This is a genomic window from Aerosakkonema sp. BLCC-F183 (assembly GCF_041929145.1).
Taxonomy (GTDB): domain Bacteria; phylum Cyanobacteriota; class Cyanobacteriia; order Cyanobacteriales; family Aerosakkonemataceae; genus Aerosakkonema.
Genome location: NZ_JBHFNU010000115.1, coordinates 95,379 through 117,277, shown reverse-complemented (window position 1 = coordinate 117,277; position 21,899 = coordinate 95,379). Strand labels below are relative to the sequence as shown.

Sequence of the window (21,899 nt, the reverse complement as noted above, 5' to 3'; positions counted from 1 at the left end):
CGGGACAGTTACCATTTCAAATCTCACAACCCTGTACGCATAATGGTTTGCTCTCGCGAGCCTCCCTTGCGGGGTAATGTTAGCTTCGCCAATGTTTTAAGAGCTTGTTACGCTAGCAGCACTGTCTCAGTGACCTTAAGACTGTTTAACCACTAGCGACAGAGCGGAAAACTAGCTACGCATTCTCCGGTGTCGTGACTCAAAAAACTTAGTACGCATGGTAAGCATGGTACTTAGGCTGGTCAGGATGGCTTGTTAGATTTCTCTTTCAAGCCTCATGCTTTTAGGCTGAGGTTCCTGACCTCTACTCCTTTAGGTTGGGGCGGTTCGGGGAGTCCCCATACTTTTTCCATCGCTTCACCTGTGACGGTATTGTGATTCACTTTACCTTCAATACAGATGCTGGACTCGGTGTAAGGGTAGAAATAGTAACCGACTACACGATCGCCATCTTTACGAAACCAGAAACACGGACTTGTTTGCAATCCATCTGAAGAGGTATTTTGGCTGCAAAAGCTGTAATTACCATTTGGCAAAGTTTCAATGGTATAATGGGCGGTTGCGGCATCACCTGTTCCCCGTGCAGATAAGGCGGGTAAGGCACTACCTGCAAGCACTGCCGAGATTACAGAGGTAGCAATGATTTTTTGTCCAGTTTTCATTGAACCGCTCCTAAATAAGCAATTTTTTAACTGCTGTTTGCGACTTATTAAACAACTGCTGCGTTACTTAATTAACTAAGGTAAAAAAAAGAGCGATCGCCAAATCGCTCAAAAGAAATACTTCCCTATCTACTAAAAATCAGATATTTACGCGCAAGCTATTGTATTTAACATTTGTGCAGTGTCGCTGCTAGCAACTGATTGGCAAATTCGATATTATGACGTACCGATTCAGCCGAGATATGGAGGGCGGTAGCTTCGGAATCCGTAAGGTTGAGTTCCAAAATACTTTCTATCCCCCGGCATCCCAAACGACAGGGAACGCCAATAAAAACATCCTTCAAACCGTATTCGCCTTGCAGATATGCCGCAGCTGGTACTAACCGCGATTGATTGAATAGGATAGATTCCACCATTTCGCAGGTAGAAGAAGCTGGCGCAAAATAAGCACCGCCTGTACGCATGAGTTCTACAATTTCTCCCCCACCGTTACGAGTTCGCTCTATCAGTCTGTCAATAGTTGCGGCATCTAACAGTTCTGTAATCGGAATGCCGCTGACAGTAGAATAGCGGGGTAAGGGCACCATTAACTCGCCGTGACTGCCCAGCACCATCCCTTTGACATCTACTATGGAGACACCTAATTCCATAGCAATAAAAGTTTGAAAGCGGGCAGAGTCCAAAATACCAGCCATCCCCATAACGCGGTGGGGAGGCAAACCGCTCGCCTGCCAAGCCAGATAAGTCATCACATCGAGCGGGTTGGTGATAATGATTAAGATAGCATCTGGGGAATAAGCGATCGCCTGCTTAGTCGCGTCCAGCACGATTTTGGCATTCGTCTTCATCAATTCGTCGCGACTCATACCCGGTTGGCGCGGTTTCCCAGCACTAATCACCACGATATCGGAATTTGCGGTATCGGCGTAATCATTTGTACCGATAATCTCACAGTCGTGGTGTTCTAATCCTCGTGCTTGCGTTAAATCCAGTGCAATTGCTTGCGGCATCCCCTCGACTACATCCAGCAACACCACATCGGCAATATTTCTTTCGGCAATGCGCTGAGCGAGGGTACTACCTACTTTACCCGCACCGACGATCGCAACGCGAGTCGGATTGCACAATGGCGGGATGTATGAGGTGTAGTTCATTTTAGTGCTTCTAGCTGATCGACGCGCAGCCAGATATTCGGGGTTGGCACTTTGCCAAACTTCACCAGCGCATAATCCCCTCGCAAGTCCACAACTTCGCCTTTGCTATCAAACAAATAAGGCGGGAAACGGGTATCGCTAGCCTTAGCTTCTAGGCTATTTTCCAATTTTTCCCGAACTGCGTGTACCAAATCCCCTTTTTTTATGGCCATAGCTTGCTCCTTTGGAATTTTTTAAGATCTTAATTCCAAGTTATCAACTACTGGTAGCCGTTGTCACTAAATTACACGCCCTAAGCCATAAGAATTTTAGATTTTAGATTTTAGATTTTGGATTTTTCTGACGCCAGCACCCGCTACCGATAAGCTTTTTCTTTTGACTTTTGACTTTGTACGGGCGGGTTTTGTACTACAACCATAGATTTGCGATCGGGAGTTATTGACTAAACCCGCCCCTACGAATGATTGACTTTTCTAGCTTCTTATTTCTGACATTGGGGGCAAAAATGAGACGATCGCCCTGCCAATTTTATGCGTCCCAAGCTAGCTCCGCAAAGGCGACAAGGTTCGCCAGCGCGTTTGTAAACCCAGGCGACACCGCCGTAGTTACCGTTAATCCCCTGTACATTGAGAAAATTGCTAAAAGTCGTTCCCCCAGCTTCGATCGCAGTTTGCAAAACCAGAACGATCGCATCGTGCAAGCGCTCTATCCGGTCTCTTTTCAACTCCGAACACAGCGTCGTCGGATGCACTTTACTCAAAAAAAGAACTTCATCTGCATAAATATTGCCCAGTCCCGCGACCAACTCCTGATCCAGCAATGCCGTTTTGATCGGACGGCGACTGTTTTGCAGTTGTTTGGCGAAGTAGTCGATCGAAAACTCTGCGGAAAACGGGTCTGGCCCCAATTTTTTCAGTCCCGAAATCACATCTTCCGGCAAAGATGTCGGCGGTACCCACCACATCTGACCAAAAGTGCGCTGGTCAACAAACCGCAGCTCGCGAGATTCCGCGAAAAACAATCGCACCCGCGTATGTTTCTGTAACGGTTCATCCCGATGCAGCCACAGCAGCTGACCGGTCATCCGCAGGTGAACTCCCAACCAGCCGGCTGGAATGGTATTTGAAGACTGAGGTAATGTTGACTTTTCAGTTAAAAAATGCTTCTGTCCCTCTGTTACGAGTTCTGCCAACAAATACTTGCCGCGTCTGTGCCACTGGAGAATTTTGACGCCGGAGACAGAGGAGAGAAAATCGGCAACAGAAACGGGGTGGGCAACTGTGCGGGGTAGCAACACATCCCCACCCTCGATTGGGCAATTTAGGGTCACGCGATCGAGACCCCGTTTTACTGTTTCTACTTCAGGCAGTTCTGGCACAAGTTAACCTATGTGAGTTCCCTAATGGCCAGAGTTTTATGCAGACTTTGTTTTAGCTCCTCCCTTCGGGCCAGAAACCTCTACCAGTTCATCGGGGCTGAAGTTATTGGTATTAACTCCCGCGTAGTTGACCTTATCGAAGCGAACGATCACTGGGTATTTGATGCCGCTTTGGTCAACAGAAGCAACAGTGCCTACATCCTGGAACCAGTAGGACTCTTTGCGGAGAATTCTGACCGTCGAACCACGTTGAATTGCCATGATTGCTTTCCCTTTGGAGATTATTTCTACCGATTGAGTAGTTGTTTTTCAGAGTACTACCCGACAGCGACGCACTGTTAAGTTTAGTCTTTAAGTTTTGTTGCTAATCTATCCACGTCAGACGGACGAAGTGAGCCGGACGCCCCCAAATATCGCGGGTTGAGGAAATGTCGGCAATTTCCAGATTAAATGGAATGGCAGTCGTGAGGTATTTTTGGGCTAAGCCACCCAAGTCGGGTGCTAGTTGGGCCGCAGTCGTGGCTGCAACACCCAAACCGAGAATCTGGACTAGAGGGCCTTTAGGCAGCAGCATATGAACGCCAAAGGCCAGTCCTGCCGTCAGCACCATCCCGACAGACAGGTTTGTACCGCAGCGGGGATGCACCGCTAAATTCCATTCACCGTCGGTAATGCGCTGCAAGGCTGTACGTACCGCACGCTGCAAAGTAACTGCATTCACATTGCCGTAGAGGTAAAAGCCCCGCTCGGTGGACATCCCGCCCAACAGATCGCTATCCCCTCTTCGCTCTTTTGCATTGGCAGATTCGCTCAGCACCCAAACGGTGGCGTGTTCCAGGGCGTGTACCTGTCGCAGGATTAAAAATTCTTTTAATCCTGGGACAAAGGGAAGTTGCTTGAGCAAATCGGCATCTTGTCTGGGATGAGGTGCTGTCCAATCCAAACCGAAAAAGTCAAAGGGAGATTGAGGAGAAGCAGAAGTCGTCATATTAAGAAATCCGCAGTGCGGATACAGCTTAAGGATTTTTATCAACTGTATCGTTGATATCCCTAAGTTGTCGGCTAAATTTTTGGATGCAAAAATCTAGGAAATTATTTGATCTTCTCTGTATGTCGGCAGCGTGCAGCAGTTCACTTCATCTATACAAACTTTGCCCCACTGCAAAGCCCAGCGCACCAATGCCACCCGGTTGTCAGTCGCTGTTTTGGTGAGAATATTGCTGATGTGGTTGTCAACGGTGCGTTTGCTAATTTCTAACTTCTCGGCAATTTTCTCATTGGTTAAGCCAGCAGCTACCAGCTCGATAATTTGCAGCTCTCTGTCCGAGAGAGAGGCCGGAGCCCCAGACGTGGTACCACCCATAATAGATTTCTATACCTGTATATGTACCTATTGTAATTTTACGTGAACTACCGCAAACCGACCGCGCTAGGCGATACGGTTTGGGCTTCCCAATTCATCGGCAACCGCCTCTACAGTCGTAGACTTACGCCCAAACCGCTTTGGTCTTACATTGCCTCCAAGGGCAGTGACGCTGGTTCCCAACGCCAAAATCCGCAAGCCTTCATTTTTGATATTGATGGCAGCATTCACGTCTCTGTCATGATGCACGCTGCAATGAGGACAGAGGAAAGAGCGCACCGAAAGATCCATCTTTGCAATCGGTAGCAGTGTTGCATTGCACAAATGCGACGAAGGGAAAAATCGCCCAATTTCAAGGTAAATCTTGCCTTTCTCCTCTGCTTTGTACTTCAGCATGGTTTGAAACATTCCCCAACCAGCGTCATCGATCGACTTAGCTAGGTTGTGATTCTTGACCATGTTTTTCACTGCCAGATCTTCTACTACAATGACTTGGTTCTCGTTAACTATCTTGCGGGATAGCTTGTGCAGAAAATCTTCTCTCACCCTGGAGATTTTAGAATGCACTTTTGCAAGCGCTACCTTAGCCTTTCGACGTTTATTAGTTGTTTTATCCTTTTTGCGGGATAGCTTACGCTGTTTTCGTTTTAGGTTGCGTTCATGTTTCTTGAGGCACTTGGGATTGTTGAACTTTGAACCATCAGAAGTGACAGCAAAATCAATCAAACCCAAATCAATCCCAATCGCCTTACCCTCAGCACTGGGGGAGGGTTTAGCAACTTCATCATCCAGTAACAAAGACGCATAGTAACGACCATCAGGCAGTTTTGACACGGTAACAGTCTTCAGTTTACCAACACAGTGCCGATGAATTTTGGCTTTCACTTTTCCTAAGTTGCCGGGAAACTCGATCTGAGAATCGTTGAAAATCTTGACGTTCTGAGGATACTGAATCGACTGGCGACCGTTGCGAGATTTGAAGGTTGGATATTTTGCTCTGCCGTCAAAGAAATTGATAAACGCCTGAGACAGATTCAAGACGGATTGCTGCAAGCATTGGGAATAACACTCTTTGAGCCATTTATGCTCAGTCTTCCAGACCGGAATCTGTTTTTTCATGGCGAGGGCAGAGATCCCTTTACCCGTCTGTTTGTAGGTTGCAGACATGACCTGTAGAGACTGATTCCATACCCATCGCACACACCCGAAAGCTTGTGCAAGATGAGTTTTTTGTTCATCGGTTGGGTAAATTCTGACCTTGACTGCCTTCAACATGATTCGACCTTTATCACGCTTTGATAACCATGATAACAAAGACTGACGGGAAGTTGCCAAGCTCAGAAAACTTGCTTCGTTTATGAGAGATTTGTTCGTTTCGTCGTTGCAGATTTCCCTTGCTCACTACGTTTGGCATCGGTCAACCTGCACTCTTCAACTCATTCGCATTCATCTCACACGGACGTTTCAGGTACAGTGTGAGGCTTCTGCTGCTTCAGCTAAAGGTTTATATTCTTGCCATAAGGCACGTCAAGGAATGTAACTGTGAGTCAAATCCGTGTTCTCTGTCTGGGTGAAATTTTGTTCGACTGTTTGGCCGATCGAGCGGGACGCGCACTTGAGGAGGTTGAATCTTGGACTCCCTATCCAGGGGGCGCTCCGGCCAATGTTGCTTGCGGTTTGGTAAAGTTGGGGACAAAATCTGGGTTTATCGGTTGTGTTGGTGAGGATGAAGCTGGGAAGGCGCTGGTGCAGCTGTTACAAAATGTTGGGGTGGATGTAGCTGGAGTCCAACGCCATTCTACTGCCCCAACGCGGCAAGTTTATGTTTTGCGATCGCAAACCGGCGATCGCGCTTTTGCAGGTTTTGGAAATTACAATACTACAGAGTTTGCCGATACTCGCTTACAAGCTGCCGATCTGCCAGTTAAGTTATTGGAAGAGGCAGAGTTTTTGGTTTTGGGCACTCTGGAACTGGCTTATCCCCAAAGTCGGGTGGCAATCTCCCAAGCGCTTCACATCGCAGAACAGCATTTTGTGAAAATTCTGGTAGATATCAATTGGCGTTCGGTATTTTGGCCTCATCCTGACCTCGCTCCTCACGTTATCCAAGATTTACTCAAGCGCGTTGATTTTCTCAAGGTTTCTGAGGAAGAGGCGGAATGGTTGTTTAATACTACCGATCCAGGTGCGATCGCTCATCTATTAAATCACTGTGAAGGTGTTTTAGTGACTGCTGGGGAAAAGGGATGTGCTTACTATTTGGCAGAAAACCAAGGCCAGTTGCCGGCTTTTTCGGTGGATGTTGTCGATACTACCGGTGCGGGCGATAGTTTTGTGGCTGGGTTTGTGCATCAACTCTGTCAGAATGGGATTAAATCTCTAAGCGATCCGGATACGGCTAAACGCATTGTCACTTATGCTACTGCTGTGGGTGCGTTGACGGCTACGAAACCGGGTGCGATCGCAGCTCAACCCACCGCCGCTGAAGTAGAAGATTTCTTGCGATCGCATCAAAATTTGTCTGTTTGAACACAAAAATATTAACGCACAAAGCAGTAGGGTGGGCAATGCCCACCTTACTTGTAGAGGAACGCGATGATTCCAGAAATTACCCAACGGCTTTTGGCTGCCAAAAAAGAAATGAAGCTCAGCTTTGCCGATTTAGAAAAAATTTTGGGTCGAGATGAAGTATGGATCGCCGCCGTAATTTATCGTCAGGCAAGTGCTTCTGAAGAAGAAGCAAATAAATTAGTTGAAGCTTTGGGACTTGGCGCGATTTATGCTAAAGAACTGACAGAATATCCCGTGAAGGGATTGGGCCCAGTTGTGCCTACAGATCCATTAATTTATCGCTTTTACGAAATTATGCAAGTTTATGGAATGCCTCTGAAAGAGGTGATTCACGAGAAGTTTGGCGATGGAATTATGAGTGCGATCGACTTTACTTTAGATGTGGAGAAAGAAGAAGATCCCAAGGGCGATCGGGTGAAAGTAATTATGAATGGCAAGTTCTTGCCTTACAAAAAATGGTAGCTTCAGAGTTACGAAAGCTCGCGTTTTAGCTTGTTTGTCAGAGAATTTTGGATTTTAGATTTTGGATTTATTTCATAAATAATCTAATATCTTAACCAAACTTATCGATTCTCAATCTAAATCTAAAATTGCTCTGTCACTAAAGGCGATCGCATTTTGTTTTAACGATCGAAAAAAAAGGGTTACAAGCCTTCCATTTCTAGGGTAATCATCAAAAAATTTTTCCCAATTTCCAGATCCGTCCGCTAATTGCGGAGTCAATCCCAAATCCAAAATCCTCTCATCCAAAATTGTCTGACGATCCGAGTAAACCGATTAATGCGAACGACAATGTTAGTGCTAACATGAGAACGATCGTATTTCCTTGCCGCTTTTGCTAAGGAAATACAGGGCGTAGTAGTACAGTAACTTTTTAACAGAAGCTTGTACCAGACAAGTAAGATATTTGTCTGTAACGCCTGTAACTATTGAACTAAATTGAGAAATGTCAGAATCTCTTAATCCTCCAACAACCAAGCCTAGCGTTCCCCATTTCTCCTCTGGGCCTTGTGCCAAACGTCCTGGCTGGTCTGTTTCTGCGCTGCAAAATGCCTGTGTCGGTCGTTCCCATCGTTCTGAAGATGGCAAAGCCAAATTAGCAGAAGTGATCGATCGCTCCAAGAAAATTTTAGGTGTTCCCAGCGATTATCGTCTAGGTATCGTTCCGGCTTCCGATACTGGCGCAGTCGAAATGGCATTATGGTCGCTACTGGGACAAAGACCCGTCGATATCCTGGCATGGGAAAGTTTTGGTCAGGAATGGGTGAAAGATGTGGTAGATGAGTTGAAAATCGCCGATCTACGCCTGATGAAAGCGCCCTATGGCAGTTTGCCGGATTTGAGTCAGGTTGATTTTAACAATGATGTGGTGTTTTTGTGGAACGGTACGACCTCTGGCGTCAGAGTTCCTAACGGAGATTGGATCGCAGACGATCGCCAAGGATTGACGATTTGCGATGCGACATCCGCTGTTTTTGCGATGGATATCCCCTGGCACAAATTGGATGTCGTCACCTATTCTTGGCAAAAAGTGTTAGGTGGAGAAGCACAACATGGTATAATTGTTCTCTCGCCTCGCGCCGTAGAAAGACTGCAAAGCTACGAACCGGCTTGGCCCATACCCAAAATCTTTCGGATGTCCCAAAAAGGGAAGTTAATCGAAGGTATTTTTAAGGGAGATACGATCAATACGCCTTCGATGTTGTGCGTGGAAGATGCGATCGATGGTTTAAATTGGGCAGAAAGTGTGGGCGGTCTGTCTGGTTTAATTAGTCGGAGTGAGGGGAATTTGAGTGCGATCGCTAAATGGATCGAAAAAAGCGATTGGGCTGATTTTCTAGCCGAAAAACCGGAAATTCGCTCTTGCACTTCCATTTGCTTGAAAATTATCGATTCTTGGTTTACCAGCCTGAGTGAGGAAGACCAAGCCAAATACACCAAAAAGTTGGCGAAACTGCTAGAAAAGCAGAAAGTTGCTTATGATATCGCAGCCTATCGCGCTGCACCCCCTGGATTGCGGATTTGGGGAGGCGCAACGGTAGAAACCGCTGATTTGGAAGCACTACTTCCTTGGCTAGATTGGGCTTATGCGACTGTGAAAGCGGAAGCTACAGCGAGTTAAAAGGTACGTTGTTGCGCTTGAGCGGTTCGATCCCAGTTGTAATCAAACAACTCTAAAGCGCTAAAGCGCAATAACATACTTAGAAAGCAAGTAACTAGCAACTTGAGCTATTCTAACTAGCTTGGAAGATTTACCATGAAAGAATTACCGGATGAGAAAAAACTAGCTGAACTTCTTGGATTAGCTAAAGAAGCTGAACAAAGAATGAGAGAAGCGGGGGATGCGATCGAAGCATTTTCTCAAAAGTGGGAACGGCGGCTAAAAGGCAGACAAGTAGTAAAAGAGAATGTTGGTGGTAGAGAGTAGAATTTAGAAAGGTGCGATCGCATTTGATAAATTAGTAGATATTGATAGATTAATTGAGATATAATGATTAAGTTTAATCAGGGTGCAGATTTACGGTAAGATTAAGATAAAGATGCCTATTCCACCAGAAATTCAGGTTCTCATTAACCGACTGAACCAGGAACTCGTTGAGACTGAGCAAGAAGCAACAGAAGGGCTGAATATAGTTAGGCAAGTGCTGTCTCTTTTTCCAGAAAATGCTATAATGATGCAGTTCTTTGCTGCTCTCAGTAATACTCTACTCTTTGTAGAAATATCGAAAAGACGGATTCAAATTACTATTAATCGCATTTCGCCAGTTGATGTAAATGCTGAAGAAATTCAGGAAGCTGGGGAAGATTTAGGAACAGAACTGGGTAGAGTGCTGGAAGCTAAATTAGGCGTGAGAAGAATTATCAATCGATTACAGGAATTACCATGAAACAACTACCAGATGAAAAAACTTTGTTGGAACTGCTAGAACTTGCTAAAGATGCTGAAAAGAAAGCTAAAGAACTCTGCGATTTGGCGACAGAAATAGATGAAAAATGGCGAGTTCGACTGGAAGGGAGAAGTGTTGCACGTCCAGTAAAAAGCGGAAATTGAGTAGGCTAATAAGGTGCGATATGCCTATGGTAGGCTACGACAACGCACTTTTCATTAATTAGCGAATCGCATTTCGCAAACCGATATTTTTTGGGCAGTGAGAGGGCGATCGCATTTGCCATCAAAAGCGCGATATGCCTACGGCAGGCTACGCCAACACACTCAATTCTCAAATTTAAAAATATAGCCATATTATTGCCATAATAAGCGCATTATTTTAAGTGAATTTTTTAGCTATGAACTACTAGATTTCATCTTAGACTGGAGAGTTGCTAGATTTTGGCGAATAGTAACAGTCTGGGGATGATTGACACCTAACACTTGTTCCCTGATTTGTAACTCTTCCTGCAATAAAGGTTCGGCTTCCTGATACCGTCCTTGGGAATAGTAGAGATATGCCAGATTATTTAAACTGGTAGCAACATAGGGATGAAACTCTCCCAACAGGCGTTTGTACATGGCCAAAGCTTCCTGGTACAAAGGTTCGGCTTCCTGATACCGTCCTTGGGAGTTGTAGAGTAATGCCAGATCATTTAAACTTTGAGCAACATTGGGATGAAACTCTCCCAACAGGCGTTTTCTCATGGCCAAAGCTTCCTGGTACAAAGGTTCGGCTTCCTGATACCGTCCTTGGGAGTAGTAGAGATTTGCCAGATTATTTAAACTTTGAGCAACATCGGGATGAAACTCTCCCAACTTGGCTTTTACTACTGCTAAACACTGCTTTTGCCAAGGTTCTGCTAAGGCATAAAACCCCTGACCATTATAAAATCTACCTAACCCAACAAAAGGCCAGATTAAATCTTCATCACTCAGTACATTGGTTAAATTTTGGGCAACTTCTGCCAGATGCGGAATTTTTACTTTCAGCGACTCAATTAAATCCAAGGTGGGAGATTCGGGAATTTCTTGGGAAATTTTGACTATGATTTGTACAAAAGCTTGTTTGAGGTTGTTAGCTTGTTCTAACACCGCCAACTTTGCTTGCAAAAACTCCCGAATCAAGGGATGAATTTCGTAGCAAGCATCTCTTTCTTCCACTCGCTGAATCAAATGTCGCTTATAAAGTTGCTTTTTCCCTTCGTTAACCTCCGACTCTCCCCAATTCAGCAACTCAGTCACAGACTTAACCAATTCCCAAGGAATGATATCTGGCGCAAATAAACTCAATAACTCACCCACATTTTGCGCCATCAAATCGAGTTCTTGCCAGCTTAATTCCAATGCGGCTTTTACCCCTCGCTTGGCAGTCATTTCCGTATCCTGCAATTGCTCATCGGAGAGGTTAATTGCCTCATCTTCCAATCGCTTTTTTTTCAGCTTCTCCCACATTTCTGCCAAGGACAAATCCGGGTCTTCCAACAAATACCGTCCCACCAATTCCAACCCCAAAGGCAGATAACCCAACCATTTACACAATTCTGTTGCCGTTTGCAGTTCCCTATCCACCCGTTTTTTACCCACCAAAGCAGTCAGCAATTCTAAGGCTTCATCGGCTGAAAGGATATCTAAAGGTAACTCCACAAAATTGCTATCTAGATTTCGCAACCTGGTAGTAATTAAGATGCGGAAGCGATTAATTTTGGGCAGAAAATCTCGACAGCTTTTCCAATTCGTGACATCATCCAACACCAGCAAAACCGATTCTTCTGGTGGTTGCCAATTCTGCCAACACCAGTTTACCTGTTCCTTCAGCGTCAGGGGTTTGCCACCAAACTCCTGCGGCACTTCCAATTTCAGGTAAAGCTGGGCAAACAGCAAAATATTGGGGGCTAAACTCTCATCTCTGGCTGTTAACCAGCAAATTCCACCAGCATAATCTTTATCGTGTTCCCGTGCGTATTTAATCGCCAGTTCGGTTTTACCAACGCCACCCATCCCAGCAACGGCAGAAATGACTACGCGATCGGATTTCTGCAATTCTTGATGCAGTGTTTGCAGTTCCGCTTGTCGTCCGACAAAGTTGGCAGTTCCGGTGTAAGGTATATTTTTGTAGGGATTTGACTTTACCCGTTCCCGTTCGGGCGACTGTAGTCAGAAGGTTTGGTTAAAGGTTTGATTTTCAATGGTACTATTCTGGTTAACATTACCAATTTTCTCTACCGTTTCTGCTATCTTGTTAATCTGCTGCATATACTGCGGTTGAGATTTGACTGTATTTGCTAAATCTCGAATAGCTGCAGCAATTTCTGGATCTGCCTTTGCCGCTATTTCTACCTTTTCCACTAAAACTGCTTCACCGTAATCCAATGGCTGTTGTTCAGCTAATTCTGGGCGTTGTGCCACCACTTCTATAGCGCTTGCCGTTTCTGGAGACTTATGCTTGAGCAGTTGCATCAACTTGCCACTTTGCTCAATTGCCTTTTCTCCCAGTTTTTCGCCTGTTTTCTCCAGCGCTTTGGTTAAAACCAGAGTTGCGATCGCACCCGCTGTCAACGATAAAGGTTCCATATATCACAGTATTAGGAGAGATTTTACCTAGTTCTAGCTTACACTTTTCAAATGGTCAAGAAAAACAGAACTTTATCGCCGTTTAGCCTTCTCCTTACTGCCAATTTCTTGGCTACCATGACATTTCTTAAACTTTAACCCACTACCGCAAGGACAGGCATCGTTAGGACGCGCTTTCGCAAATTTGGCTTCTTCTTCTGCCAAAATAGACATTACCAACTTGACTGGATATTTGCGACGCACCAGCTCTGCCATAATTTGCATGGAGTGATTAATATGGCGGAAAAAGGCTTTATATCCCGCGCAGAGATAATTTAATCCCGGTTCGCCATCGGGTGTATTAATAAATCGGTTTTTGGGACATTCGCCATGACAAGCAAAACGCACATCGCAGTTACGGCAATAGTTTGGTAGGCTATCTGACTTATCTTTGCCAAACTTTTGTTGCTGCGGGGAAACAACTAAATCCCGCATCGAATCTTTTTGAATATTACCCAGCAAATAATCAGGTTCGACAAAGTGATCGCAAGAATAAAGATCGCCATTATGTTCAAATGCTAAAGCTTTACCGCAGGTAGCATCGAATAAGCAAACTCCTGAAAAACCAAGACCTAACCAATTGCTTAATGCAGCTTCAAAACCCTGCACGTAAACTTTGCCTACATCATTACGAACCCATTCGTCATAAATAGCAATGAGAAATTGACCGTACTGTTCGGCTTTGACAGATCGATCGGATACAGTATTTCCTTTTTGGTAGAGGGTAAGACCATCTTCGTTTATGCGCTCTACTATGGGTATAAATTGCATCCAGGTTGCGCCTACTTCATCTCGCAAAAAGCGATAAACTTCGAGAGGATAATCGCCATTAACTCTGTTGACGGTGGTTAGTACGTTAAATTCAACACCATGCTTTTGCAATAGTCGCAAACCTCGCATTACCTTATCGAAGGTTGGTCTACCTCCCTTGTCTACTCGGTTAGCATCGTGGAGTTCGCGAGGGCCATCAATACTGACTCCCAGCAAAAAGTTATTTTCCTTAAAGAATTCGCACCATTCATCGTTTAGCAATGTGGCGTTTGTTTGCATGGAATTTTCAAAAGTCATGCCGGGTTTTTTGTATTTTTCTTGAAATGCGATCGCTTTCCTGAAAAAATCAACCCCCATCAGGGTCGGTTCTCCCCCTTGCCATGCTACCGATACCTGTGGCGTGCGATGAAATTCGATTAATTGACGGATATAATTCTCTAATACTTCATCGCTCATCCTAAATTTACTATTAGGATAAAATAATTCTTTATCTAAAAAGAAACAATAGGAACAATCTAGATTGCAAATTGCGCCTGTAGGTTTACCTAGTACATGAATACTTGCGGGAGTTTTAGATTGAGTCATAACAGTTTAATATTTGAATGCTGAAATTTTTAACGCAGAGAACGCAAAGGTAAACGCAGAGTAACGCAAAGGAAGATTTTATTTTGGAATTAGGATAAATTCGATTAACTCAAAACTATCTCTGCGTACCTCTGCGTTTACCTTTGCGTACCTCTGCGTTTAAATAAATTCTCTCGGATCGGTGACATATCCAGTCAGCGCGGAAGCACCTGCTGTATATGGCGAAGCGAGATAAATTTGTGCTTGTTTGTTACCCATACGACCGGGGAAGTTACGATTAGTTGTAGAAACGCAAACTTCCGGTTCGTTCATGCGTCCAAAGGTATCTTTTGGGCCACCCAAACAAGCGGCGCAGGAAGGTGCAGCAGGTTCGATACAACCAGCTTCTAAGAAAATTTCAGATAAAGTTTGTCCTTCGTGTTTGAGGGTAAACAAATCTTCGTAAACTTTCTGAGTTGCAGGCACTATATAGGTGGGAACTTTCACCTTATGACCTTTGATTATACGAGCGGCGCTGACAAAATCGGAGGTTTTGCCGCCAGTGCAGGAACCGATATAAACGCGATCGATCTTGACATCGCGACATTCTCGTGCTAAAGCGCGGTTGTCTGGGGAGTGGGGTTTGGCGACGACGGGTTCTAGTTTGCTGACATCGTAGTGGTGTTGGCTGTAGAACTTGGCGTCGGCGTCGGTGTAAAATGACTGGAAGGGTTTGTCGCTACGGGCGCGGACATACTCGAAGGTGGTTTCGTCTGGCGCAACTGTACCATTTTTACCGCCAGCTTCGATCGCCATATTGCACAGCGTCATCCTGTCTTCCATCGACATGGCTTCGACGGTACTGCCGCTAAATTCTAATGTGCGATAGTTAGCGCCAGAAACAGTAATATCGCCGATAATTTGCAAAATTAGGTCTTTTGCGAGCAAATAATCCGGCATTTCGCCATCGAAGACAAATTGCATGGTAGCTGGCACTTTTATCAGCAGTTTACCAGTTCCCATGATGAAGGCGGCGTCGGTGTTGCCGATCCCTGTGGCAAACTGACCGAAGGCACCGGCGTTGCAGGTGTGGGAGTCTGTGCCGAATAGCACTTCGCCCGGTCGGGTGTGACCTTCTTGCGCGAGGGCGATGTGGCAGACGCCTTTGTAATCTGGGTTGGCTTTGAAGTTGGATCGATCGGTAATATCGTAGAAATATTTGATACCCTGTTCTTTGGCAAATTCACGCAGGATATCCACATTGCGGTTAGCGCGTTCGTCGGCGGTGAAGATGTAGTGGTCGGGAATGAGGACGATTTTTTCTTTGTCCCAGACTTTGGCGTCCGCACCGAATTCGCGTTTGAAGACGCCGATCGTTCCGGGGCCACATACATCGTGCGTCATCAGCACGTCCACGTCAACCCAGATATTTTCTCCCGGTTCGACGACAGACCGCTGGGCGGCGCGTGCCAAAATTTTCTCAGTGAGGGTCATCCCCATAGTGTGTTCTCCTGCTTTGGTGCTGCTGCGATTGCTATTTTTCGATCGGCTGGCTATAAACTATGCTACCTAGCGTTTCTACTTTACGGTTGCATTTCAACGATATTTAAGAATTACCGCAGTCTTTAATAATATCAGATAGGAGGTGTTGAGTGCGATCGAGAGTTGCTTCGGGTATGGTAAAGTTCGCTTTGTTGCCAAGTAAATAATAACTTGATTGAATAATATTATATTTTTTATTAGGGTGCTATATATGCCAATGCCGAAGAAACCCAGACGGCGATGCTTAAACTGTGAAAAAGAAACAAAAAGAGCAGTGGATAAGTATTGCGATAATTATTGTCAGAGCGAACATAAGTACACATTGTATATCCTTTCCTGGCTGAATGGAAAAGTAAACGGTGGGAGGAAATCAGGTACTGTATCCAATCACATCAGAAAATTCTTGATTAGGAACTTTGGCGAAAAGTGTTCTTTATGCGGTTGGTGCGAAGTAAATCCATATACGGGTAAAGTTCCTCTGGAAGTAGACCACATTGATGGAGATTGGCAAAACAACTCACCGGAAAACCTGCGACTTTTGTGTCCCAATTGTCATTCTCTGACACCTACCTATAAAGCACGAAATAAGGGAAAAGGTAGAAGTTGGCGTCGGGAGTTGTATGCGATGTCCAAGCAGGAGTCAGTCATGCTGGAGGAGTAAATGCGATCGCCACAATCGTGCATTTCAGCCAAATCCGGAAAATCTTTACCCATAGTAGCCACAGTAGCCCAAAGTTTGCTATATTAATAAAGGTCGCTGGTGTAGCTCAGCTGGTAGAGCAACGCACTTGTAATGCGTAGGCCGTGGGTTCAAATCCCTTCACCAGCTTACGTTTCAGGCAATTTGCTAAGGCGCGACCCCAAGATTTTTCTTCTTGGGGTCGATGCTTAAACTCTGCTAAACGAGGCTGGCAGTTGTAAATCCTCGCTTTTATATGTCAGAACTACCTAAATCCCAGAATTTTGACGAAAAATGGCCCCGGTACTACCAAGCTGTGGCGGGTAGAGTTCCGCGCAACACCCTGCTAGCAGCTTTGGAACGCTTCGATAATGAGGAGCCCGATCGAAAGGGAAGCTTCGCGGTAGACTTGGGTTGCGGGGAAGGTCGCGATACGGTGGAACTGCTGCGGCGGGGTTGGCGAGTTTTGGCAATTGACGGAAATGCGGAAGCGTTTGAGCGAATGTTGGCGCGTCCCGATTTGCAAAATGTGGAATTATTGGAAACTAAAATAGGTAAATTTCAGGATACTATTTGGCCGGAAACAGATTTAGTTAATGCTAGTTTTTGTCTGCCATTTTGTCCGCCCGAATATTTTTCGCAATTGTGGGATAAAATTGTGCAAAGTATTCGTGTTGGCGGTCGATTCAGCGGTCAATTGTTTGGCGATCGAGATGATTGGGCGAAGATTCCTACGCATTCCCATTTCACACAAGCACAGGTGGAAAAGTTTTTAGAACCTTTTGAGATAGAGGTTTTTAATATCGAAGAAGAAGATGGCAAAACGGCTTTGCAGGAACCGAAACACTGGCATATTTTTCATATTGTAGCTCGGAAGAAATAATATCGCAATATAGGATATTTTAGAGCTATTATAGATAATTAGGCTAGTTAGCAATCGATGGGAAAGCTGATTTTAATTTATTTTGAACCACAGATAAACACAGATGAACACAGATGAAAATTTGGGATGTTTGCGACTAACCAAAAACCTATCCGGAAAGCCTAGCGCCTAAAACTCCAGTTTCTCTTATCCTCGTATACCTCACATCAATCTAAATATACATCTGCGTTCATCTGCGTTCATCTGCGGTAAAAAAAATCTAAAACCCAGCCCACCCAAAAAAAATTATAGTAAAATAAAATAAGCCAAAGTAATAGATGCTCCCATGACAAAGCTATTACTCATAGAATCACCGGGAAAATCAAAAAAATTAAGTCAAATTCTGGGTGCGGGTTGGATAGTCAAAGCTAGTATGGGTCATATCCGAGAACTAGCGCAAGATGGGGAAGATTCGCTAGGATTTGATTTGGAAGACGATCGCATAAATTGCCGCTACGAAATCAGAGGCGATCGCAGTAAGAAAGTCATCAGCGATTTGCGTCAAGCTGTTAAGCAAGCAACAGATATTTATATCGCCACAGATCCCGATCGAGAAGGGGAAACAATTGGTTGGCATTTAGCGCAAGAATTGCGATTAAAACAGCCAAAAAGAGTTACTTATACCGAAATTACAAAAGCGGCGGTGATGAGTGCGATCGCAAAACCGCGCACCCTCGACCAAAACTTAATCGCCGCCGGGAGAGCGAGAGATTGTCTCGATAAATTAGTCGGATATAAAGGTAGCAAACATTTAGTTTGGCAACTCAAAAACGGCGCTAAATCGATGGGAAGAGTGCAAAGCGCCACTCTCCATCTCATCTGTCAAAGAGAAAAAGAAATAATTGCCTTTGTTCCCGAAGATTACTGGTCAGTTTGGGTAGAATATAAAGAAGGATTCAAAGCATTTTATCGCGCTAGTTTGAAAGCAGCTAAAGATGATAATTCCGAACCTGATGATGCTGGGAAAAATGACACTAAACCAGAATCCGATCGCGTAAAAACGCAAGCAGAAGCAGATAGATTAGTAGCCATTGCCAAAGCCAATCCTCATAGTATAATTAAAATTGAAAAGAAAACCGTAAATCAATCGCCTCCCCCACCATTTATTACATCTTCCTTGCAACAGGCTGCTGGTGCGAAACTGCATAAAAGTCCAGAGCAAACGATGAAAATTGCCCAGTCACTTTACGAAGCTGGTCATATCACTTATATGCGAACGGACTCGGTAGTATTATCCGAGCAATTTTGTGATGCGGTGCAAAAGTATTTACAAGCAAATGACCCGGAAAACGTACCGGATAAAACAACTAGACACCGTTCCAAGCAGGGAGCGCAAGAAGCGCACGAAGCAATTCGTCCTACTGATGTTAACCGAATTCCCGCACAATTGCAAACTCAATTAAGTGCTGATGAAGCGAACCTTTACGAGTTAATTTGGAATCGCGCCGTTGCATCCCAATGTCGTCCCGCACAAATAGCCAAAACTCGAATTATTACTCAATCTGCCGATATTTTTTGGGAAGCGCGAGGACAAGTGCTGATTTTTCCCGGTTATACCCGCTATTGGAATAATATCAGCGAAGATGTGCAATTACCAAATGTGGTGGAAGGACAAAAAGTTAATTTAAAAGATGCTAAATCCGAGAAGAAACAAACTCAACCGCCGCCACGTTATACAGAACCAAAGTTAGTGCAATTGATGGAAAAGAAGGGAATAGGTAGACCGAGTACTTATTCGCCGACGATTAAAACTTTGAAAGAGCGGGAATATGTGCAATTAACTAAGAGTAAGTTGCAGCCAACTCCGCTGGGGATGGAGTTAGATGATTTTTTAGCCAAAGTTTTGCCGGATTTAATTGCAGCGGAATTCACCGCGCAGATGGAATCGCAATTAGATGCTATTGCTGATGGGAAACAGAATTGGGAAAAATGGCTTACCAATTGGAATCGAGAATATTTCGATCCGGCTTTAAAGCAAGCAATTCAGCAGGTAAAGGGGTATACTGCTACCGCTAATTCCCATAATTTTGCACCAGCAAAGACGACTGGAAAGGGACGCAAAGCTAAATCCGATCGTTTAGCTGAAATATTGGGAAATGAGAATGAAGTGGTAAAGCAAAAAAGGACTCGATCGACTGACGATATTGTACCAACAAAGGGGACAGGAAAGCAACGCAAAACAACTGCTGATGCTTTAGCAGAAATATTGGGAAATGAGAATGAAGTAGTCAAGCAAATGAAGAGTCGCGCAACTTCCGATATTGCACCAAAAAAAGCAACGGGAAGGCGACGGAAAACAACTGCTAATACTGGAAATGAAAGTAAGAAATCATTTACTGAAAGTACAGAGATTTTATGTCCGAAATGCAATAAACTAATGGTCAAAGTACCAACAAAATCCGAGAAAGTAAAAGCCGGACATTTCCTCAGTTGCGACAAACGCAAAGATGGATGCGGTGCGGTAATGTTTTTGAACGACAAAACTAAGCAATACGAGTTACCTTATGGGGAACGCGCAGCTAAAACACCTGAGACAAAAGATTTAAGTGAGTTTCCTTGTCCCGTTTGTAGTTTACCTATGGAAAAGCATAATTATGCTGATAAGAAAACGGGGGAAACTAAAACCATGTTGAGGTGTTCTAATGCTGAGAATCGGAAACAAGGTTGTAAAGAAGTAGCGTTTTGGTGGACTTCGCAAAAACATTGGTGGTCGCCGACTTTTGGGGAGATAAAATCAAAGGGTGATGCTGGTTCTAAAAATAAAAAATCGTGAGATAATAAAATTAATATTCTATTCCAGAAACATCGGTTATGAAACGAAACTTTAATGCAAGTGTTTGGCAGGAAGATAACTGGTTTGTGGCGCAATGTTTAGAAGTTGACATTGCCAGTCAGGGAGAAACAGAAGCAGAGGCGTTGGCTAATTTAAGTGAAGCTTTGGAATTACATTTTGAGCCGCCTTCTGCTACTGTATTGCCACAAGTAAGGAAGATAGAGGTAGAAATTGATGCCGCTTAAACCTTTACCTTACCGTGAAGTGAAAAGAAAATTAGAAGCGGCTGGTTTTACCGAAGTCAGTCAAAAGGGAAGCCATGTCAAATTTGCTAAATACTTGCCTGATGGAACTATAACAACAATTGTGCCATGTCATAGAGAAGTAACTGTTGGCACTGTTAGGAGTATTTTACGACAAGCGGGGTTAAGTCCAGAAGAATTTGAAGTTTTGTGATTGGATAATAGTTACAGAAACCCGGTTTTTCCAAAAAACCGGGTTTCTAACTTCGGGTAGGCATAGAAACCCGGTTTCTTGGAGAAACCGGGTTTCTGAGTTTATGCCATAATTAAATTTAGCAATCTCGACCTTACGCGCAATGGCTTGGAACAGAGGGGATACATTAAAAGATGGTAAATACACCATCCGGCAAACCTTGGGACAAGGGGGTTTTGGCATCACCTATCGCGTCAGAGATGAAAATGGGCGACAATTCGCGCTGAAAACTCTCAACGATAATGCAATTGCCGAACCAAATTTTGCTAAACTGCATGAAGATTTTATGAATGAGGCGCTACGGTTGGCGCAATTTAAAAATCATCCTCATATTGTTAAAGTTTATAAGTTACTGCAAGAAAATCTCACTGTCAATAATTCCGGTAATCGCTTATTTTTCTTTGGGGCAAAACCAGCTAGTATTTCCTTATGCTGCATTTTGATGGAATATATTGAGGGAACTAATTTAGAAGAGTGGGTACTTGGTCGAGGTGCTTTGCCAGAATTAGACGCTTTGCGCTATATTCAGCAAATTGGTAATGCTTTGACGGCGATACATGGCGAAGGTTTGCTGCATCGAGATGTGAAACCGAGTAATATAATTTTACGGGCTAGTAATTCGGAAGCGGTGTTAATTGATTTTGGCATTGCGCGAGAGTTTACAGGCGATCGCACGCTGAGGCATACTGAATTTGTCACGCCGGGATTTGCGCCTATAGAACAGTATGACCCAGATGCAACGCGGGGAGAATATACTGATGTTTATGCAATGGCAGCAACGCTGTATTATTTGGTAACGGGTAAAGTGCCAACTACTGCTACTTCTAGGTTAATAAATACGCCTTTAAAACCAATCAAGCAGATTGTACCGAGTTTGAGCGATGAATTGCATGATGCTATTGTTTGGGGAATGGAATTGTTACCCGAAAACCGTCCTCAGTCGGTGCAAATTTGGTTGAAGTTATTGAGTGAAATTGAGGCGGATGATTTAAGATCGGATAAAGGGGTAGATTATCGGAAATTGCGAGATTTATTGAAGGCGGGAAACTGGAAAGAGGCGGATGAGGAAACGGGGAGGGTAATGCTGAAGGTGGCGGGAAGGGAAAAAGAAGGTTACTTAATTGTCGAGGACATCGAAAACTTTCCTTGCACGGATTTGCGTACTATCGACCGACTTTGGGTAAAATACAGCAAAGGGCGCTTTGGCTTTTCGGTGCAGAAGCGCATCTGGGAAAGTGTCGGGGGTAAACCCGGTGAGTACGATTACGAAACTTTCAAGAAGTTTGGCGAGAAAGTAGGTTGGTATGTGAAAGAGAAAGACAACTGGGAATGGAAATATTGGCGTGACCTCACCTTTGCCCTAAATGCCCCTGTGGGGCATCTCCCTGTGGTGTGGTTATGTGGGGTCTCTTCTCTCGCGTCGAGACTTGTAAATTGTAACCTATAAGGCTTTCGGAAAATTATTAAGAATTACAACAGAGGG

General features: G+C 44.4%; 25 protein-coding genes and 1 tRNA gene. 13 read left to right on the top strand and 13 right to left on the bottom strand.

The annotated features are described in order from the left end of the window. Positions 1 to 275: 275 nt before the first annotated feature. From ACE1CD_RS34425 to ACE1CD_RS34390, 8 genes are all read right to left on the bottom strand, one after another. Positions 276 to 662 (bottom strand): hypothetical protein, encoded by a 387-nt coding sequence (locus tag ACE1CD_RS34425; protein ID WP_374827639.1) that lies wholly within the window; start codon positions 660 to 662, stop codon positions 276 to 278. A gap of 167 nt (positions 663 to 829) precedes the next feature. Beyond that, positions 830 to 1,816, bottom strand: a complete 987-nt coding sequence (mdh, locus tag ACE1CD_RS34420) for a malate dehydrogenase (protein ID WP_374827638.1) — start codon at positions 1,814 to 1,816, stop codon at positions 830 to 832. Beyond that, the gene (locus ACE1CD_RS34415; protein ID WP_190462654.1) at positions 1,813 to 2,028 is read right to left on the bottom strand and encodes an NAD(P)H-quinone oxidoreductase subunit O; all 216 of its coding nucleotides are present in this window, start codon (positions 2,026 to 2,028) and stop codon (positions 1,813 to 1,815) included. Before ACE1CD_RS34415 ends, mdh begins: the two co-directional genes overlap by 4 nt. A gap of 269 nt (positions 2,029 to 2,297) precedes the next feature. Continuing rightward, positions 2,298 to 3,194 carry a DNA-formamidopyrimidine glycosylase gene (locus ACE1CD_RS34410; protein WP_374827637.1) on the bottom strand — a complete coding sequence of 299 codons (897 nt, stop codon included), beginning with the start codon at positions 3,192 to 3,194 and terminating at the stop codon, positions 2,298 to 2,300. 36 nt (positions 3,195 to 3,230) lie between these two features. Beyond that, positions 3,231 to 3,455, bottom strand: a complete 225-nt coding sequence (locus tag ACE1CD_RS34405; protein WP_190462658.1) for a photosystem I reaction center subunit IV — start codon at positions 3,453 to 3,455, stop codon at positions 3,231 to 3,233. 103 nt (positions 3,456 to 3,558) lie between these two features. Next, positions 3,559 to 4,182, bottom strand: a complete 624-nt coding sequence (locus ACE1CD_RS34400) for a DUF6391 domain-containing protein (protein WP_374827636.1) — start codon at positions 4,180 to 4,182, stop codon at positions 3,559 to 3,561. A gap of 96 nt (positions 4,183 to 4,278) precedes the next feature. Beyond that, complete coding sequence (locus tag ACE1CD_RS34395) at positions 4,279 to 4,557, bottom strand: LuxR C-terminal-related transcriptional regulator (RefSeq protein ID WP_374797809.1); 279 nt, start codon at positions 4,555 to 4,557, stop codon at positions 4,279 to 4,281. 66 nt (positions 4,558 to 4,623) lie between these two features. Then, positions 4,624 to 5,832 (bottom strand): RNA-guided endonuclease InsQ/TnpB family protein, encoded by a 1,209-nt coding sequence (locus ACE1CD_RS34390; protein WP_374827635.1) that lies wholly within the window; start codon positions 5,830 to 5,832, stop codon positions 4,624 to 4,626. Between the two features lie 267 nt (positions 5,833 to 6,099). Between ACE1CD_RS34390 and ACE1CD_RS34385 the strand changes: the two genes are divergently transcribed. The 6 genes from ACE1CD_RS34385 to ACE1CD_RS34360 all read left to right on the top strand — a co-directional run bounded on the left by ACE1CD_RS34385 (position 6,100) and on the right by ACE1CD_RS34360 (position 10,180). Then, positions 6,100 to 7,086 carry a carbohydrate kinase gene (locus ACE1CD_RS34385; RefSeq protein ID WP_374827634.1) on the top strand — a complete coding sequence of 329 codons (987 nt, stop codon included), beginning with the start codon at positions 6,100 to 6,102 and terminating at the stop codon, positions 7,084 to 7,086. A 66-nt stretch (positions 7,087 to 7,152) separates the two neighbouring features. Further along, positions 7,153 to 7,590: a cyanase gene (gene cynS, locus ACE1CD_RS34380; RefSeq protein ID WP_374827633.1), complete on the top strand. Its 438-nt coding sequence runs from the start codon at positions 7,153 to 7,155 to the stop codon at positions 7,588 to 7,590. A gap of 484 nt (positions 7,591 to 8,074) precedes the next feature. Further along, on the top strand, positions 8,075 to 9,250 hold the full coding sequence (locus ACE1CD_RS34375; RefSeq protein WP_374827632.1) for a phosphoserine transaminase: 1,176 nt from the start codon (positions 8,075 to 8,077) through the stop codon (positions 9,248 to 9,250). A 135-nt stretch (positions 9,251 to 9,385) separates the two neighbouring features. Next, a complete protein-coding gene (locus ACE1CD_RS34370) occupies positions 9,386 to 9,556 on the top strand; it encodes a hypothetical protein (protein ID WP_374827631.1) in 171 nt (56 codons plus the stop codon). A gap of 112 nt (positions 9,557 to 9,668) precedes the next feature. Continuing rightward, positions 9,669 to 10,016, top strand: a complete 348-nt coding sequence (locus ACE1CD_RS34365; RefSeq protein WP_374827630.1) for a hypothetical protein — start codon at positions 9,669 to 9,671, stop codon at positions 10,014 to 10,016. Next, the gene (locus tag ACE1CD_RS34360) at positions 10,013 to 10,180 is read left to right on the top strand and encodes a hypothetical protein (RefSeq protein WP_374797795.1); all 168 of its coding nucleotides are present in this window, start codon (positions 10,013 to 10,015) and stop codon (positions 10,178 to 10,180) included. The genes ACE1CD_RS34365 and ACE1CD_RS34360 overlap by 4 nt, the downstream gene beginning before the upstream one ends. Positions 10,181 to 10,185: 5 nt before the next feature. Here the strand turns inward: ACE1CD_RS34360 and ACE1CD_RS34355 are convergent, their stop codons facing one another. The 5 genes from ACE1CD_RS34355 to ACE1CD_RS34335 all read right to left on the bottom strand — a co-directional run bounded on the left by ACE1CD_RS34355 (position 10,186) and on the right by ACE1CD_RS34335 (position 15,505). Continuing rightward, the gene (locus ACE1CD_RS34355) at positions 10,186 to 10,371 is read right to left on the bottom strand and encodes a hypothetical protein (RefSeq protein WP_374827628.1); all 186 of its coding nucleotides are present in this window, start codon (positions 10,369 to 10,371) and stop codon (positions 10,186 to 10,188) included. Between the two features lie 43 nt (positions 10,372 to 10,414). Further along, positions 10,415 to 12,121 (bottom strand): tetratricopeptide repeat protein, encoded by a 1,707-nt coding sequence (locus tag ACE1CD_RS34350; protein ID WP_374827642.1) that lies wholly within the window; start codon positions 12,119 to 12,121, stop codon positions 10,415 to 10,417. Between the two features lie 93 nt (positions 12,122 to 12,214). Beyond that, entirely contained in the window at positions 12,215 to 12,631 is a 417-nt protein-coding gene (locus ACE1CD_RS34345; protein ID WP_374797793.1) for a hypothetical protein, read from the bottom strand. Positions 12,632 to 12,703: 72 nt separating this feature from the next. After that, the gene (locus ACE1CD_RS34340; RefSeq protein ID WP_374827627.1) at positions 12,704 to 14,026 is read right to left on the bottom strand and encodes an anaerobic sulfatase maturase; all 1,323 of its coding nucleotides are present in this window, start codon (positions 14,024 to 14,026) and stop codon (positions 12,704 to 12,706) included. Between the two features lie 159 nt (positions 14,027 to 14,185). Then, positions 14,186 to 15,505: an aconitase/3-isopropylmalate dehydratase large subunit family protein gene (locus ACE1CD_RS34335; RefSeq protein ID WP_374827626.1), complete on the bottom strand. Its 1,320-nt coding sequence runs from the start codon at positions 15,503 to 15,505 to the stop codon at positions 14,186 to 14,188. A gap of 316 nt (positions 15,506 to 15,821) precedes the next feature. On the opposite strand from ACE1CD_RS34335, the gene ACE1CD_RS34330 reads away from it, so the two are divergent. The 7 genes from ACE1CD_RS34330 to ACE1CD_RS34300 all read left to right on the top strand — a co-directional run bounded on the left by ACE1CD_RS34330 (position 15,822) and on the right by ACE1CD_RS34300 (position 21,863). Continuing rightward, a complete protein-coding gene (locus ACE1CD_RS34330) occupies positions 15,822 to 16,208 on the top strand; it encodes an HNH endonuclease (RefSeq protein ID WP_374827624.1) in 387 nt (128 codons plus the stop codon). Between the two features lie 95 nt (positions 16,209 to 16,303). Continuing rightward, positions 16,304 to 16,376: transfer RNA gene (locus tag ACE1CD_RS34325), tRNA-Thr, on the top strand. 106 nt (positions 16,377 to 16,482) lie between these two features. Continuing rightward, positions 16,483 to 17,109 (top strand): class I SAM-dependent methyltransferase, encoded by a 627-nt coding sequence (locus ACE1CD_RS34320; RefSeq protein WP_374827623.1) that lies wholly within the window; start codon positions 16,483 to 16,485, stop codon positions 17,107 to 17,109. A 325-nt stretch (positions 17,110 to 17,434) separates the two neighbouring features. Next, complete coding sequence (gene topA / locus ACE1CD_RS34315; RefSeq protein WP_374827622.1) at positions 17,435 to 19,921, top strand: type I DNA topoisomerase; 2,487 nt, start codon at positions 17,435 to 17,437, stop codon at positions 19,919 to 19,921. 38 nt (positions 19,922 to 19,959) lie between these two features. Then, on the top strand, positions 19,960 to 20,166 hold the full coding sequence (locus ACE1CD_RS34310; protein WP_374827621.1) for a type II toxin-antitoxin system HicB family antitoxin: 207 nt from the start codon (positions 19,960 to 19,962) through the stop codon (positions 20,164 to 20,166). Then, the gene (locus tag ACE1CD_RS34305; protein WP_374827620.1) at positions 20,156 to 20,377 is read left to right on the top strand and encodes a type II toxin-antitoxin system HicA family toxin; all 222 of its coding nucleotides are present in this window, start codon (positions 20,156 to 20,158) and stop codon (positions 20,375 to 20,377) included. Before ACE1CD_RS34310 ends, ACE1CD_RS34305 begins: the two co-directional genes overlap by 11 nt. Positions 20,378 to 20,519: 142 nt before the next feature. Beyond that, positions 20,520 to 21,863 carry a GUN4 domain-containing protein gene (locus ACE1CD_RS34300; protein WP_374827618.1) on the top strand — a complete coding sequence of 448 codons (1,344 nt, stop codon included), beginning with the start codon at positions 20,520 to 20,522 and terminating at the stop codon, positions 21,861 to 21,863. Positions 21,864 to 21,899 lie beyond the last annotated feature (36 nt).

Bases quoted from the DNA above. Each gene is read 5' to 3' on its own strand.
- ACE1CD_RS34425 (WP_374827639.1), bottom strand. From the start codon at position 662: ATGAAAACTGGACAAAAAATCATTGCTACCTCTGTAATCTCGGCAGTG.
- mdh (WP_374827638.1), bottom strand. From the start codon at position 1,816: ATGAACTACACCTCATACATCCCGCCATTGTGCAATCCGACTCGCGTT.
- ACE1CD_RS34415 (WP_190462654.1), bottom strand. From the start codon at position 2,028: ATGGCCATAAAAAAAGGGGATTTGGTACACGCAGTTCGGGAAAAATTG.
- ACE1CD_RS34405 (WP_190462658.1), bottom strand. From the start codon at position 3,455: ATGGCAATTCAACGTGGTTCGACGGTCAGAATTCTCCGCAAAGAGTCC.
- ACE1CD_RS34400 (WP_374827636.1), bottom strand. From the start codon at position 4,182: ATGACGACTTCTGCTTCTCCTCAATCTCCCTTTGACTTTTTCGGTTTG.
- ACE1CD_RS34395 (WP_374797809.1), bottom strand. From the start codon at position 4,557: ATGGGTGGTACCACGTCTGGGGCTCCGGCCTCTCTCTCGGACAGAGAG.
- ACE1CD_RS34390 (WP_374827635.1), bottom strand. From the start codon at position 5,832: ATGTTGAAGGCAGTCAAGGTCAGAATTTACCCAACCGATGAACAAAAA.
- cynS (WP_374827633.1), top strand. From the start codon at position 7,153: ATGATTCCAGAAATTACCCAACGGCTTTTGGCTGCCAAAAAAGAAATG.
- ACE1CD_RS34375 (WP_374827632.1), top strand. From the start codon at position 8,075: ATGTCAGAATCTCTTAATCCTCCAACAACCAAGCCTAGCGTTCCCCAT.
- ACE1CD_RS34370 (WP_374827631.1), top strand. From the start codon at position 9,386: ATGAAAGAATTACCGGATGAGAAAAAACTAGCTGAACTTCTTGGATTA.
- ACE1CD_RS34365 (WP_374827630.1), top strand. From the start codon at position 9,669: ATGCCTATTCCACCAGAAATTCAGGTTCTCATTAACCGACTGAACCAG.
- ACE1CD_RS34360 (WP_374797795.1), top strand. From the start codon at position 10,013: ATGAAACAACTACCAGATGAAAAAACTTTGTTGGAACTGCTAGAACTT.
- ACE1CD_RS34355 (WP_374827628.1), bottom strand. From the start codon at position 10,371: ATGGCTATATTTTTAAATTTGAGAATTGAGTGTGTTGGCGTAGCCTGC.
- ACE1CD_RS34345 (WP_374797793.1), bottom strand. From the start codon at position 12,631: ATGGAACCTTTATCGTTGACAGCGGGTGCGATCGCAACTCTGGTTTTA.
- ACE1CD_RS34340 (WP_374827627.1), bottom strand. From the start codon at position 14,026: ATGACTCAATCTAAAACTCCCGCAAGTATTCATGTACTAGGTAAACCT.
- ACE1CD_RS34335 (WP_374827626.1), bottom strand. From the start codon at position 15,505: ATGGGGATGACCCTCACTGAGAAAATTTTGGCACGCGCCGCCCAGCGG.
- ACE1CD_RS34320 (WP_374827623.1), top strand. From the start codon at position 16,483: ATGTCAGAACTACCTAAATCCCAGAATTTTGACGAAAAATGGCCCCGG.
- topA (WP_374827622.1), top strand. From the start codon at position 17,435: ATGACAAAGCTATTACTCATAGAATCACCGGGAAAATCAAAAAAATTA.
- ACE1CD_RS34310 (WP_374827621.1), top strand. From the start codon at position 19,960: ATGAAACGAAACTTTAATGCAAGTGTTTGGCAGGAAGATAACTGGTTT.
- ACE1CD_RS34305 (WP_374827620.1), top strand. From the start codon at position 20,156: ATGCCGCTTAAACCTTTACCTTACCGTGAAGTGAAAAGAAAATTAGAA.
- ACE1CD_RS34300 (WP_374827618.1), top strand. From the start codon at position 20,520: ATGGCTTGGAACAGAGGGGATACATTAAAAGATGGTAAATACACCATC.